10 protein-coding genes are annotated in these 13,916 nt (G+C 41.3%); all 10 read right to left on the bottom strand.

All coding sequences use genetic code 11. The features are described 5' to 3' along the window. Window positions 1-3 precede the first annotated feature (3 nt). The 10 genes from T375_RS04230 to T375_RS04180 all read right to left on the bottom strand — a co-directional run bounded on the left by T375_RS04230 (window position 4) and on the right by T375_RS04180 (window position 13,843). On the bottom strand, window positions 4-1,287 hold the full coding sequence (locus T375_RS04230; RefSeq protein WP_033151884.1) for an ABC transporter ATP-binding protein: 1,284 nt from the start codon (window positions 1,285-1,287) through the stop codon (window positions 4-6). A gap of 126 nt (window positions 1,288-1,413) precedes the next feature. Next, on the bottom strand, window positions 1,414-2,235 hold the full coding sequence (locus tag T375_RS04225) for a glycerophosphodiester phosphodiesterase (protein ID WP_044935429.1): 822 nt from the start codon (window positions 2,233-2,235) through the stop codon (window positions 1,414-1,416). 119 nt (window positions 2,236-2,354) lie between these two features. After that, entirely contained in the window at window positions 2,355-3,164 is an 810-nt protein-coding gene (locus T375_RS04220; RefSeq protein WP_044935427.1) for an ABC transporter permease, read from the bottom strand. A gap of 7 nt (window positions 3,165-3,171) precedes the next feature. Further along, on the bottom strand, window positions 3,172-4,947 hold the full coding sequence (locus T375_RS04215; RefSeq protein ID WP_044935425.1) for an HAD-IIIC family phosphatase: 1,776 nt from the start codon (window positions 4,945-4,947) through the stop codon (window positions 3,172-3,174). 15 nt (window positions 4,948-4,962) lie between these two features. Further along, the gene (locus T375_RS04210) at window positions 4,963-6,954 is read right to left on the bottom strand and encodes a hypothetical protein (protein WP_044935424.1); all 1,992 of its coding nucleotides are present in this window, start codon (window positions 6,952-6,954) and stop codon (window positions 4,963-4,965) included. Continuing rightward, entirely contained in the window at window positions 6,954-7,535 is a 582-nt protein-coding gene (locus tag T375_RS04205; RefSeq protein WP_044935422.1) for a thymidine kinase, read from the bottom strand. The genes T375_RS04210 and T375_RS04205 overlap by 1 nt, the downstream gene beginning before the upstream one ends. Window positions 7,536-7,623: 88 nt before the next feature. Continuing rightward, complete coding sequence (locus T375_RS04200; protein WP_044935419.1) at window positions 7,624-9,231, bottom strand: GGDEF domain-containing protein; 1,608 nt, start codon at window positions 9,229-9,231, stop codon at window positions 7,624-7,626. 150 nt (window positions 9,232-9,381) lie between these two features. Beyond that, window positions 9,382-10,236 (bottom strand): VanW family protein, encoded by an 855-nt coding sequence (locus T375_RS04195; protein ID WP_044935416.1) that lies wholly within the window; start codon window positions 10,234-10,236, stop codon window positions 9,382-9,384. Between the two features lie 115 nt (window positions 10,237-10,351). Further along, the gene (locus T375_RS04190; protein WP_044935413.1) at window positions 10,352-10,834 is read right to left on the bottom strand and encodes a hypothetical protein; all 483 of its coding nucleotides are present in this window, start codon (window positions 10,832-10,834) and stop codon (window positions 10,352-10,354) included. Between the two features lie 759 nt (window positions 10,835-11,593). After that, a complete protein-coding gene (locus T375_RS04180) occupies window positions 11,594-13,843 on the bottom strand; it encodes a glycogen/starch/alpha-glucan phosphorylase (protein ID WP_044935407.1) in 2,250 nt (749 codons plus the stop codon). Window positions 13,844-13,916 lie beyond the last annotated feature (73 nt).

The raw sequence follows: 13,916 nt of genomic DNA, 5'->3' as shown, positions 1-13,916 counted from the left end.
CCTTTACTTAACCTGGCTTACGCTAACTTTTGAATTCATATCATAAAAACCAACAGTGTTTTTAGTGCTAACAACTGTGATATTCATTACATCGTACAATCTATGATAAGCAACAAAATCAACACCATCAAAACCTGTACAGCTAATAGACATCAGGTACTCGCCGCCCTGCATATCCATCTTTTGTGTAAAGGTAGCAACGTATTCGCTGCCTTCCTTACAAAGACCCACATCGCACTTTTCGTACATGGTATTTGTGCCAGTAACATCGATACCCTTGAGAGTCTTGAATGTAAGTGTGAAGATAGGATTTTCAATATCTGTATTGAAGTGCACCTTTGACTTAACAGTAAATGTGCTACCCTTCATAATTGCATTTGTATAATTACCGCTATCATCGATAACAGCAAAATCTACGATAGTAGCACGGCCATCACCATACTCGTTAACATTAGGATTGAGCTGATAATTTGACTTCCAATTATCACCAGAGTTATCATCCGCACCGCTGAATGAATCAAGTGTATCTACCTTGCTATTAAGCACAGGCTCCTGGCCAACCAATATCTTTTTATAGATATCAATCATGTCCTTTGGAGCCCCCTCAGCAACCTTATCGCCTTTATTGATAAGCACTGCTCTATCGCAATACTTGCTGATGGCACCCAAATCGTGAGAAACGAAAAGAATTGTCTTTCCGGCTGCCTTGAACTCTTCGAACTTTTTATAGCACTTCGCCTGGAAGAAAACATCACCAACAGAAAGGGCCTCATCAACGATGAGAATCTCTGGGTCGATATTGATAGCCACGGCAAATGCAAGTCTTACAAACATACCACTTGAATATGTCTTCACCGGCTGAAAAACGAAATCTCCGATATCAGCAAATGACAAAATATCATCAAGCTTCTCATCAATTTCCTCTTTGGTATAGCCAAGCATGGTACCATTCAGGTAGATATTCTCCATACCTGTATATTCCTGATTGAAACCAGCACCAAGCTCCAGCAAAGCCGAAATACGGCCATCCACCGTAACCTCACCTCTAGTAGGTGAAAGCACACCAGTAATAATCTTTAAAATGGTGGACTTTCCCGAACCATTAGTACCGATAAGTCCAACACACTCGCCCTGCTTCACAGCAAAGCTCATATCCTTCAAAGCATAATGCTCTCTATAATTCTTCTTTCTAGTAAGGCCCAGTGTATCAGCCACCCTAGCCTTATTGCTATCGTAGAGCTTATAGACCTTGTCCACATGCTCCACATTTATAACGTAATCGCTCATAACGTCTCCTAAAAAATCTTCCCTTTTATCCCAACATTTTACCATAAAACCCCGCATCCGCAAAGTCCGAAGGGGATGGCAGCGACATAAAAAAAGCACCGCGGATGCGGTGCTTTATGGACTGTGTTAGATTGCGGATAGGTCGGCGAAGTCGGTTATGACGCCGTCCACGCCTAGGCGCTGGAGCGAAAGCATTTGGCCCTTGGTGTCTGGTGTGTAGCAGTAGACCATGGCGCCTGCTTCATGGATAGCCCTGACGGTTTTAGGTGTGAGGGTTTTCATATTGACTCCGTAGTATTCGGCTGGGTATCTGGTTGGTAAAGTTGATTTACCGAAGGATGCCAGCATCATGATTGGTTGGTCAGGTGCGATTTCCTTGATTTGTGAGAGGTAATCGTACTTGAATGAAAGGAATACTACGCGATCTAGAAGATTATATTCTGCGCATTTTTCGTAGACTTCGTTGGCGAAATCAGGGTCCTCACCGATGTCTTTGAGTTCGCAAAAAATCCGCATGTTAGTAGCTTGCAAAAGAGCTAGGGTTTGATCCAGGGTTGGAATGCGCTCGAGGCGGTATTCTCTGCCGAACCATTCTCCTGCGTCAACTTGCAATAGTTCTTCGTATGTATAGTCAGCGACTGATTTATCGTCGCCTGTTAATCGTTCAAGAGTGTCGTCGTGGTAGATAACCAGCTCTCCGTCTTTGGTTTTTCTGACGTCAAATTCAACTGTTTTGGCGCCACATGCGTAGGCTCCAGCGAAGGCACTAAGGGTATTTTCGGGGTACATACCTGAGTAGCCTCTGTGAGCTACTACCTGCACCACAATATCCTCATCAGCATTTGCTGGTAAATAATAGAATTCGTTTAAGAAAACCAGAGACAATAGCAAGGTCACCATGCTGACAGCGACGGCTCTTCTTGCTTTGAAAAAACGTGGTATTTTCATATTCAGGCCCCCTTTATCAAGTTACTAATATTTTACCACTAATTCAATTGTCTGACAGCAAGCCTTGAACAAAAATATTGTCCGAAATCTGCCATTATAATTTATACAATTTGTAGTCTTTACAAAGCGTCTGCAAACTGAGGCTGGAGCTTCTTAAATACGTGTGTTCCAAGAAGGAAAATAACGATTGTAAAGCACCAGAAATAAAGTGTTAAGCCTGGCTTCTCCCAAAATCCTATCTGACCAATAAAGCTGTCACGATAGCCACTTGTGATGTAGTACATTGGGTTGAGCTGGAGAACAATGCTTAACCAGTTTGGAATCTTGTCAACCATTGCGTCAAAGTTCCACATGATTGGTGTTGCCCAGATGCCTACCTGTAAAAGTATATTTACAAGCTGAGCCATATCCTTGAAGAATACACAAAGTGAGCTTGTAAGATAGATTAGTCCGATTGTAAGTACCATCATGGCACATGAATAATAAAGGGCCTGTAAAATATATGGTGTAATTGGAAATCTGTATAACAGATAAACAAGCAAAGTAAATAATACAAAGAAGCCGTGCACAAAAAGGGATGACACTGCTTTAACAACAGGTAAAACGTTGATAGGGAATACAACCTTCTTAACAAGATAATTGTACTCATGTAGAACAACGGTACCAGCTGAAAGTACCTCGCTAAAATAGAACCATGGAACGATACCAGCTGAAAGCCACAGTACGAATGGAGCGCTGATGCCAGCCTTTGTGCCCTGTGTTCCCTGATTAAGAGCCTTATCAAAAACAATCCAGTATACAAGGATTGTAATGATTGGCTGAACAAAAGCCCAAATAACACCAAGTGTTGAGCCAGCAAACTTCTGCTTGAAATCGTTCTTAGCAAGTTTCTGTATTAATTTTTTGTTTGTTAAAATGTCTTTAATCATAATATTCCTAATTCATTTTTATGTGCTTATTCTGATTCTCGTAACCACTTAAGTCAAGAGTCCAATCTGATGAGCCATCTTCCTTTTCTTCTACAAGCGTGAATCCCATATCTCCGTAGAAGTTCTTAACCATTTTGTTTTTAGCTGTTGGAAGATAATGACCGCGAAGCTCCTTAACTCCACGAGCCTTAAGGCGTGCCACCATTTCGTCCATCATAGCGAATTCCATGTCACGCTTAAGTACGCGACAGCTCATAAGCCAAAGGTCGATGTCACAAGCTTCGCCATCAATGTGTCCGATTGCGACAGTAACAACACCATTGTCACCAAACTTATCAATAAGCTTTCCGTAAAGAGTGACATAGTTTGAATCAGCTGCAGTCTCCTCGATTTCTGTTTGAGTGAAACGCTTTGTTGTAAGGTTGAACTGATTTGACTTGTTTGTAAGCTGAGCAATACGGGCCATATAAACTGGCGCAAAGCTATCTATTTCTGCCTGCATCTCTAATGAGTCAAGATACTGGCCATAATCAGTGAAGCTGCTTTGAAGCTTAGCTCTTGCAGCGTTCTCCTGATACATTTCATTTCTCTTTAAATCGTCCGCAGAAATGTTTGTTGCTTCAAAGAAGCCTGAGCGGTCGATTGTCTGGATATAGTGAACCACATCATCAAGCTCTGGTGCGCATACACCCTTAAGCTGTTCTGTTACAATGTGGCGCTCTGCTGGATTATCATCAACAAATACCAAGCTTTCTGGAAGAAGGGTAAGCTCTGATGCAATGTCTGCAAAGTTTTTATCCTTTGGATCCCAGTTGGCCTTGATTGAAATGAAATCCTTTTCCTGGAACTCACTATCCGGATGATTAATACCAGCTATAGCGTTTTCCATGTCATTTTTTGAATCTACATTTAATATTATGCCAAGCTGCTGATGTGCTTTAAGGTAACGCTGGAACTCTGTGTATGCCTGTCCTTCTGCCTCCTCTGGGCCAAGGACAATGCCATCAACACCATCGTCACCGATAACGCCGCCCCAAAGAGTATTGTCCAAATCAAGAACAAATCCCTTTTTATTCTTTCCAAGAAGTGACTTGATAATGTTGGCCACATTGAAAGAAAGTGATGGGATTGCGGGAACGCACATAGCGTATTTGTACATGTACCAGTAGAATGGATCAGACCATTCCTTTAAACCGTAATCTGCTGAGATGTAATTGATATCGCAGATATAAAAATTCTCTGTAGACATGGCGTAGTCATACATACGCTGATTCAAACGAGTAATGAAATTCATTGAACCACGGTAATCGTATGCATCTCTGTTGCCAAGAAGTCGGAATAAAGGCATCTCGAAATTGTTCTGGATGATTGGGCAATTGTACTTTTCAGCAAGTGTCTTCCAGATTGTTTCGAACTTTGCGTATTGTGCATCTAAAAGCTCATCAACTGCTGCCCTATCCATTGCTAGATTAGGGTAGCTTGTGATGTTGCGATTGCTAGTGCACACATAAATGATGTCAGGTGCAAACTCCTCTAATTCAGGATTAGGAAAAACAGCATCCTCATAATACTTATTGTATTCACTCTCGTAAAACTCTGGACGAATGCCATTGTTAAGCAAGAACAATTCAAGCATAAGAATGATATTGGCAGTAGTGCCTCCGCCAAGAACTGCAATCTTCTTGTCTATAAACTTTGTGTCTGTAGCAAGAAGCTCTTTTTTAATTCTCTTTTTCTTTGATAGTAAATAATCGCTATCAAATGGATACTCTAATTCCTTCATAAGCACCTCTCATAATTAATTATTAACAGCAGACATTCCGCCGTCAGAATAATATCTATAAATGCTAACATCATCGTTTGTAAAAACTAGTTTTAACTTTGGGCTGTTTTCCCAATAGTCCGGATGATTTAATTCGGTAACAACCAGATAATCAACACCACTCATTTCCATAGCTGCTTCTGCAACTGCAGTATCCTCGCTAAAGAACTTTTCATTGATGGAAAGCATGGCCTCAACCTGCTTTTCTGTGATGTCAGAATAGTCGTAGCCTTCTATATATACCTGACGCTCAGAAAAAGCGCTACAGTAGAAATAGATACTTCTGTAATCTAAATCCTCTGTAAATCTATCAACAGCCACCATCGCATCCTCTGGTGTGTTGTCTCTGAGCCATAGATAAGCTTCCATGGTACCTGCAGATACCAAGTCCTGACGATCTCCTGCCTCTGATTCATAAACAGCCTCTTGCTTGATATCGTCGTAGCAAAAATATCCAATATCGATTATTAAAAAGGCCGTTCCAATGCCAAAGAAAAGATATGTGACATATGAAATCAATGTCTTTTTGTTTTCGATAAGATATTTCATTGCACCGTAGAAGATAAAGGCTGCATTTGTGATAACGAAATATCCCTGAGACAATCCTGGCACGCTAACTGAACAAAAGGCAGCAACGCCAATAATTACAGAGCCTATTGCGAACCAGTCAAATATGTCTCCAATAACTTTTTCTTTGATAAGTGTTCTGAACTTGCTGTATGCAAAAGCTGTGAACGCTAAAATGCAAGGACCAACAATACATACAATGCAAAGAAGAACAGCAATAATAACCCATGGAAAGGCCATATAATCAAGGCCAAGCTTTGTAAACACCTGACCTACACGGCTGGCATCAAGTGTGCCTGCTGGTGTAACTTCCATTGCTCTGTTGTTTGAGCCAGATGGATTTAAACCTACTGTAACTATCAAGTAAGTAAGAACAAAACCTAGTGATGCACAAAATACGTAGAAAAATCTAGGCATGTGAATCTTTTTAACAATGATTGATTCGATAATAAATACCGACCATGAGATAGTTACAAGGACGATTCCTGTTGTTCCCTTGAAACCAGTGGCTGTAGCAGCTAAAAGATAGATAGCTATCATCACTCTGACAGAGAACTTGTCGTACCAAACATCTACTAAAACATCTACCAAAAGAACTGTAATAGAAAGAGCAAGCCCCATGGCATTGCCGTTTCCAAACAAATGATTATTCAACCAAGATGTTGGAAGCTTTGCTCCCACAACATTTACAGGAAGCAAGCAAATGCAAGACACAAGCATTCCTGCATAGTAAGAATAATATCTAACGCCACGAATGCTTCTGTCACCGCGAAGTCTCTCGCCTACAATCATCATGGCAAGAGTAAGTGGCCACGCACAAATCAAGGCATTGCCATTCATGTATACTCTGAATGCATCCATGCCAAAGATGTGCTTGCACATGGCAAAAATAAGCTCATAAAAATAATGATAATAAAATGTAAGGCCAGAGATTCTAATATCTCCATTTGGGAAAGAGCGACTCAAGGATACAATATTTCCTGTATGAAAAAGGAAATCGTGGTAAACCTGAGTAGTCTGTCCTGATAAGGCGCCTGCATATTTAAGCTGGAAATTGATAGTAGAAACTATAAAAATAAATCCAAATATAATTATTCCAAGCCATTTAAAATGTTCGTAGGCATTGTAAACTGAAGGGCGTCCCTTTTTGAAATAACGGATAAAAGCTATCACAGAAAGGACTGGACCAGCTATGGCAATAAGGCCATTAACGCCGATTATTGACTCGATAAAATAAATGGTAGCAAGACAGATGAAGCCTAGAAAGAATCCAGATAAAAGTCTGGTGTATGCCTTTAATCGTCTAGGCAAAAGAAAGTCCACAAGGAGCATTCCTGGCACCTGTATCCAAAAAATAACATATAACCAAAATATTACTGTAATTGTAAAGCTAAAAGTCATTAACTCTCCTCTTTCTCATCTGGGGCAAGCTGTCCCAGTTTAAAGTGCTTGCGGCAGAGTGCCACATAGGAGTCGTTTGCTCCAAGCATAACCTGTGGGCCTGAGCGTACAACTCCGTTTTCATTATATCTAGTGTTGCAGGTAGCTTTACGTCCACACCAGCACACTGTTTTAACCTCGTGAATAACATCAGCGATTGTGATAAGTCGTTCTGAGCCTGGGAAGAGCTTATTTCTAAAATCTGCTCTAAGGCCATAAGCAACAACAGGCACATCCATAAAATCAACTATGTCAGATAGAAAATCTACCTGTTCTGGGGTTGCGAACTGTACCTCATCAACAATGATGCAATCATATTTTTTGATTTCCTCCTCAGGCATTTTTATTAAATCCTCAAGGAAGACGCATTCGTTCTCCAAACCAATTCTAGAGCGAACAATTCTCTCGCCGAATCTGGTATCCATTTCTGGCTTGACCAAAAGCGCATTCTGACCAACTTCCTGATAGTTGAAATGAGTCATAAGGGCATTAGCTGTCTTTGAAGAACCCATAGCTCCATAATAATAGTACAATTTTGCCATACAAAAAACCCCTTTACATAAATTGACAGAAGACCAAGCTTAGCCTTCTGTCTGGTTATAAATATTTTAATAATTACTTGTTTAAAAGTCAAAAAACTTTGTCCCATGCAAGAGTCTCTAATTCTGTGGCTCTGTGGATAATTCGAGCATTAGCCTTGCCATGGTTCTTAACAAAATACAATGCTAAATCTGCAGCATTCATATAATCCCACGCTCTATTGAGTGGTCTAGGAATGTGATTTACGATTCCCTGGGAAACTGTGACCTTTCCTATACCAAGGGCCTCGCCAGCAATTTCCATTGATTTTTGTATGTGACGAGCAACTTCTTTTATCTGCTCATCAGTCATGTCGTAGTAGTAAATGATGAATTCATCACCACCGTATCTAGCAACGAAAATCTTGTCGTCTTCAACGCTCTTTAAGATTTTTGCAAGCATCACTAGAAGCTCATCGCCCTTGGCGTGACCGTATGTGTCGTTAACTTCCTTGAAGAAATCGATATCCATCATTTCAACAGCAAGTGTTTTGCCTTCGTTATTAGCTAATACAAAAAGCTCATCAATAACTGTATTGAGCTTCAGTCTGTTGGCAATACCTGTGAGAGGATCTGTCTCTGCGGCAGCCGAAAGGAACAGATTCTTTGTGCGCTGCTGAGCAAGCTCTGAACGAAGACGAAGAGTGGTCAAAAATGAACGCTTATTATCAACTGTTTTGATAGTGTTATATCTATAGTAGTTGCTGTAACTAGCCATAAGGCGTTCTTTATCGCCCAATGCTTCGTACATCTTAATCTTGTACTCCTCAAGGAATACTCTCAGGTTTATTAAATCGTCTTTTGATAAAACCTGTTCGGTCCTATCAAACATCTTTTGAAGTTCCTGATAATCTTTTTCTTCTGTGAGTATTTCAATAAGCTGCTTAGCCTCATCGAAATAAACAATATATTCCTGGCAAGCATAGAATGACTCCAGGCAAAGAGCCTTCATTTCCTGAATCTTTACTGTGTCATTTTTAAACTTGTAGTATACGTATCTGGCAATTCTAATATCGAAAAGATCATTTATCTCTGGGTATTTTGCAATGATTTTTTCCATCTCAGCCAGTGCCTGATCCGCGCTTTCCTCATCCTTAAGGATTACATATAGCTTTACAATAAAAGCGTAATCCCCTGCCATAAGGCTAAGCTTGAAATCTTCGTCATCTATGAAACTGCAACATTCAATGGAACGATAATGATATTCTAGTGCTCTCTCGATAGCATCCATTTCCTCACAAAGAGAAGCAAAATTAGAACACGCCATAGCTTCAATGGCGTACAATCTGTGAGCCCTGGCGATTTCCATGGCATTAATGAAATAATCTTCGCTAGTGATGAAATGACCTTCACTTCTGAAAATAATACCTAGCTCATTGTAGCATCTACATAAGAGCTCGTATTCGTCTGTTTTGGCAAGGCCTCGAACGCCTGCCGACATGTAATATAAAGCTTGCGAATAGTCCTGATTTTGGCAACAGGCGTCGCCAAGAGCACAGCTTGCGTAATCCTTTAAATCCTCGTTTCCGCATTCTTGTGCTAAATCAAACAAATCGCAAGCAAAGCTAAGGTGTTTTTCGTTATCCACCTTTCGATACTTGTTTACGTTTTTGATAAGTTCCTGTACTTCCGGAGCTTGCTTACTCAACAATTCTTCCACTTATTATTCCCCTTGGTCAAAATCCATTTTGCAGCCCTAAGCTGTGCAGGGGAATCCTTTCCCCTACTGGTAAAATCCGAATTTTACCCTGTTGGGGCGTATTATAACATGATTCTTAGACCGTGACTACAATTAATTGTGCGAAAAATATTAATTTTGCAAATAAAGTGCCGCTGTAAGATGTCCCTCATCTGCAAAAACAAAAACTACTATATTTGAATCGTATGTATTCACAAACTTAAGATCTAATGAGCCCCATGAAATTGTGGCATCCCAGCCCTCTGGCAGATAGTAAACTGGAAGAGAATGAGGATGTCTTTCAGTTGCTTTAATTCCTGCAGTCTTCATGGCTGCATATATGGTTGAAGAAACCTGGCAAACGCCTCCGCCGATTCCTGTTGCATGCTGCTTATTGATAAATACCGGTGCCTCAACAAAGCCATTTGCTGATGTACGTTTTCCAATTGAATTTGATGCTGAGAAAGTGGCTCCTGGAGCAACCACTGTACCATCTACCTTTTCTGCAGCTACTTCTATATTATGGCCTCTAGCTGCATTTGGATCATACTCTGTTGTATAGGCTCCAAGCAAAGTGTAGGTTTGTGGCATATCTGTTGCCAAGGCTCCTACAGAAGGTGTGCCATCGCGGCCCTCTGCCTTTCCTGACAATACATAGTGAATAACGTATGCTGGCATGTTATTTCCAAACACTGCTGCAAGGTCAGGATTCTTGATCATGTAGTCGGTAGCATTAAATGTACCACTGGCATTTCTTCCCTCGTACACACCGTACTTAATGTAATGCTCAAGATAATATATGTAACTACCATCTGCCTTTGCCGCCACATCCGGGTTCATAGCTGCGTAGTAATCAGCATTTAAAACCTGCGAATAAATCTGGTATTCTTCCTGGGTAGCTGCCTTTGCATCGATATGTGGCATAAGCACAACAGCAAAAGCTAAAACAAAAAGTGACAAAATGGCTTTATTAATCTTTAAATTCATCCTCGTTCCTCCCAAACTAAGTTGTCAGAAAATTATCTTAGTAACGCCATTTTATCACTTTTCTTGGACAAATAAAACACCTCGGCCATTTTTTAGCCGAGGTGTTAATAAAAACTTATTTATTCTTTCTTGTTTCCTGATCAAGCTCCTTCTGCTTGCGAAGTGCCCAAGCACGAAGTCCCTTTTTCTTCTTTGTATCCTGAGTAGCATTGCCACCGCGGATGCCCTTTACCTTTGTGATGTAAAGACCAGAAACTGTAGCCTTAACTTCCTTCTTTACAGGAACCTCATCAAAGATTTCTGCATCACAGATAAGAGTCATCATCTGTGGGCCAACCTTAGCCTTAACAACTGGAATCTTTGAATTCTTAGCATACCATGGTGTAGCAGCAACAACTGCCTCTGGAAGACCAGCTTCCTTAAGCTTCATGCGCTTCTTATCAATGATAAGCATTGAAACCTGCTGTGCAACTGCATCCATCTGATTCTGCTGCTCTGCACGCTTATCCTGTGCCTTCTTACCAAGAAAATATAATACAACGATTGCGGCAACCATAAGAACCGCAATAACGATGAGTACAATAGTCACTGTGCTCATAAAAACTTCCTCCTAATCTCCGGCTCCCCTGAGCCACAACTAGAAGCTATTTTACCATGCACTTCCCTCAAAATCAATATCTAGGCCCCATCTTACCTGCCCTTTTCCATCTATTCGCACTGGCCCAGCCAGCCCTCCCCTACAGGCCCGACCACCAGGTCCCCCTACGGGACATCGCATGAATATTATGTTTTTCTAAAGCACAAGGAGAACACACTTATTTACAAGTGTCTTTTGCAGGTCTGTACATTTTCTGAATCGGTATGTCTGTGGACGGACACACAACTCTTGGTATATATGGATTTCAAAAACTATGGATACCTTTGGGTGATTTTGGAATGAGCTTAGTAGAACAAAAAGAGATATTTGATATGGATGAGCAGCTGCCGCTAGGACGGCGGCAGCAGTGGTCACTTGAAACACGATGTTGAATGTGCCACGGTGCTCATACATACAAATATCTCTTTTTTAGTTCTACTTAGCGAATGTAATATGAACCCAAGGTACCATAGCTTTGGAAATCCATATTAATAATATTATAGTGTCCGTCCTAGCCCATACAGATTCAGAAAAGGTTCATCCCGCAACAAGACACCTGTTGTGTATTCTCCTTTTGTGCTAAGAAAAACTATAATATTCGCGAAATCGTCCCATAGGGGGACCTGGTGGTCGGGCCCGATGGGGAGGGCTGGCTGGGCCAATTTACCTTGTAGAAGGGCAGGTAGATGGGCCAGCTGCAGTCCATGGGTGGTACATGGTTTATAGGTGCCAGATATCGGCGTTGTACTGGGCGATGGTGCGGTCGCTTGAGAAGAAGCCGGCGTTTGCGATGTTTTTAACCATCTTGCGGCCCCATGTGAGGCGGTCTTCGTAGTCGGCGAAGGCTTTCTCTTTGGTCTGGCAGTAGTCCTTGAAGTCAGGGAAGGTCATGAACCAATCCTTGTTGAGGAGTTCATTGTAGAGGCGCTCAAGGTTCTCCTTCTGACCAACTGCAAGAAGCTCGTCTGATACGATGAAGTCTACGCACTTTTTGAGGTTTGCATCCTTTTCGTAGTAGTCGCGTGAGCAGTAGCTTGCATCAGCGTAACGCTTGATTACTGTATCTGAATCTTCACCGAAGATGTAGATGTTGTCGTCACCTACAAATTCGTGCATTTCTACGTTGGCGCCATCCATTGTACCAATTGCTATGGCTCCGTTGAGCATGAACTTCATGTTTGAAGTACCAGATGCTTCCTTTGAGGCAAGGGAAATCTGCTCGTGGATGTCGCAGGCTGGGATAAGCTTTTCAGCAAGTGTTACGTTGTAGTTTTCAACCATAACAACCTTGAGATATGGGCTTACCTCTGGATCCTTTGCAATGATTTCTGATAAGCAGAGGATAAGGTGAATAATATCCTTTGCGATAACGTAAGCAGGTGCAGCCTTTGCGCCAAAGATAACTGTAATTGGACGAGCAGGCTTTTTGCCTTCTTTGATTTCAAAATATTTGTTGATTACGTAGAGGGCGTTCATCTGCTGACGCTTGTACTCATGAAGTCTCTTAATCTGAATGTCGTATACGCTGTTGTCGTCGATTTCGATGCCTTGTGTCTTTGCAAGGTAGTTCTTGAGAACAGTCTTGCGTGTGTTTTTAACATCAAGGAAACGCTGAACAACTGCATCGTCATTCATGTACTGCTCGAGCTTCTTAAGCTCTGTAGCATCCTTCTTGAAACCAGGACCAATAAGCTCTTCGATAAGCTTAGAAAGCTCTGGGTTGCAATATAGTAACCAGCGACGGAATGTAATTCCGTTTGTCTTGTTGTTGAACTTTTCAGGATAGAGTTCATAGAACTTGTGAAGCTCTGTCTCCTTTAATATTTCTGTATGAAGGGCAGCAACACCATTGATTGAAATGCCATAGTGGATGTCCATGTGTGCCATGTGTACAAGACCATCCTTGATAATGGCAACATCTGGGTCTGCAACCTTCTTTGCAATGCGGTTGTGAAGCTCGCGAATGATAGGCATGAGCTGTGGAACAGCCTTCATCATAAAGTGGATAGGCCACTTTTCAAGGGCTTCTGCGAGGATGGTGTGGTTTGTGTAAGCTGTGCACTTTGAAACCACATCAATTGCCTCGTCCATTGTAAGCCCACGAATCTGAAGGAGTCGAATGAGTTCCGGTATAACCATTGATGGGTGTGTATCGTTAATCTGAATTACAGCATAATCTGCTAAATCATAAAGGTTTGAGCCCTTTTCTACAGCTTCATCAAGGATGAGCTGAGCAGCATTTGAAACCATGAAATACTGCTGATAAACACGAAGTAATCTACCATTGTCATCAGAATCATCTGGGTATAAGAACAATGTAAGATTCTTTGTAAACTCGCTCTTATCGAAATTAATTCCATCTTTAATAATTGATTCATCTACTGTATCTACGTCGAAAAGATGAAGCTTTGTTGTAACAGAATCATAACCTGTTACGTCTATATCATACATACGGGATGTTACATTGAAGCCACCAAAATCAACCTGATATGTGCGCTCTGTCTTTGTCATCCAGCTGTGCTCTGACATCCATGGGTTTGGTTCTTCATTCTGAAGGTTATTGTTGAAGACCTGCTTAAAAAGTCCCATGTGGTATGCCAATCCAACACCATCACCATTGAGGCCAAGTGTTGCAATTGAATCAAGGAAGCAAGCTGCAAGACGACCAAGTCCACCATTTCCAAGTGAAGGCTCAACCTCGATTTCCTCTATTTCTGCAAGAGACTTTCCACAAGCCTCAAGCTCAGCCTTAACCTCGTCATATATTCCAAGATTAATAAGGTTGTTTGAAAGAAGCTTGCCAATCAAAAACTCAGCACTGATGTAATAGAGCTTCTTCTTGCCCCCGGCAATCTCCTTGCTCTTAGCCTTATCTTTTACATACTCAAGTAAGCCAACATAAATCTCTTCATTTGTACACTGATCCATGTGGCGACCAAATCGAATCTTAATATACTCATTTGCAGTCATAATTACCCTCCTCGGTGATTAATTAGTTACCATTTACTTGGATTATACTGCTCATATATAGGCTATTACTTGC

The organism is Pseudobutyrivibrio sp. LB2011 (assembly GCF_000701765.1).
Classification (GTDB): Bacteria; Bacillota; Clostridia; order Lachnospirales; family Lachnospiraceae; genus Pseudobutyrivibrio; species Pseudobutyrivibrio ruminis.
Note: the sequence above shows the minus strand (reverse complement) of the source record. Positions and strands in the feature narration are given on the sequence as shown.

What these genes read in the sequence shown, in the direction of transcription:
- T375_RS04230 (WP_033151884.1), bottom strand. Translation starts at nt 1,287, where the DNA reads ATGAGCGATTACGTTATAAATGTGGAGCATGTGGACAAGGTCTATAAG.
- T375_RS04225 (WP_044935429.1), bottom strand. Translation starts at nt 2,235, where the DNA reads ATGAAAATACCACGTTTTTTCAAAGCAAGAAGAGCCGTCGCTGTCAGC.
- T375_RS04220 (WP_044935427.1), bottom strand. Translation starts at nt 3,164, where the DNA reads ATGATTAAAGACATTTTAACAAACAAAAAATTAATACAGAAACTTGCT.
- T375_RS04215 (WP_044935425.1), bottom strand. Translation starts at nt 4,947, where the DNA reads ATGAAGGAATTAGAGTATCCATTTGATAGCGATTATTTACTATCAAAG.
- T375_RS04210 (WP_044935424.1), bottom strand. Translation starts at nt 6,954, where the DNA reads ATGACTTTTAGCTTTACAATTACAGTAATATTTTGGTTATATGTTATT.
- T375_RS04205 (WP_044935422.1), bottom strand. Translation starts at nt 7,535, where the DNA reads ATGGCAAAATTGTACTATTATTATGGAGCTATGGGTTCTTCAAAGACA.
- T375_RS04195 (WP_044935416.1), bottom strand. Translation starts at nt 10,236, where the DNA reads ATGAATTTAAAGATTAATAAAGCCATTTTGTCACTTTTTGTTTTAGCT.
- T375_RS04190 (WP_044935413.1), bottom strand. Translation starts at nt 10,834, where the DNA reads ATGAGCACAGTGACTATTGTACTCATCGTTATTGCGGTTCTTATGGTT.
- T375_RS04180 (WP_044935407.1), bottom strand. Translation starts at nt 13,843, where the DNA reads ATGACTGCAAATGAGTATATTAAGATTCGATTTGGTCGCCACATGGAT.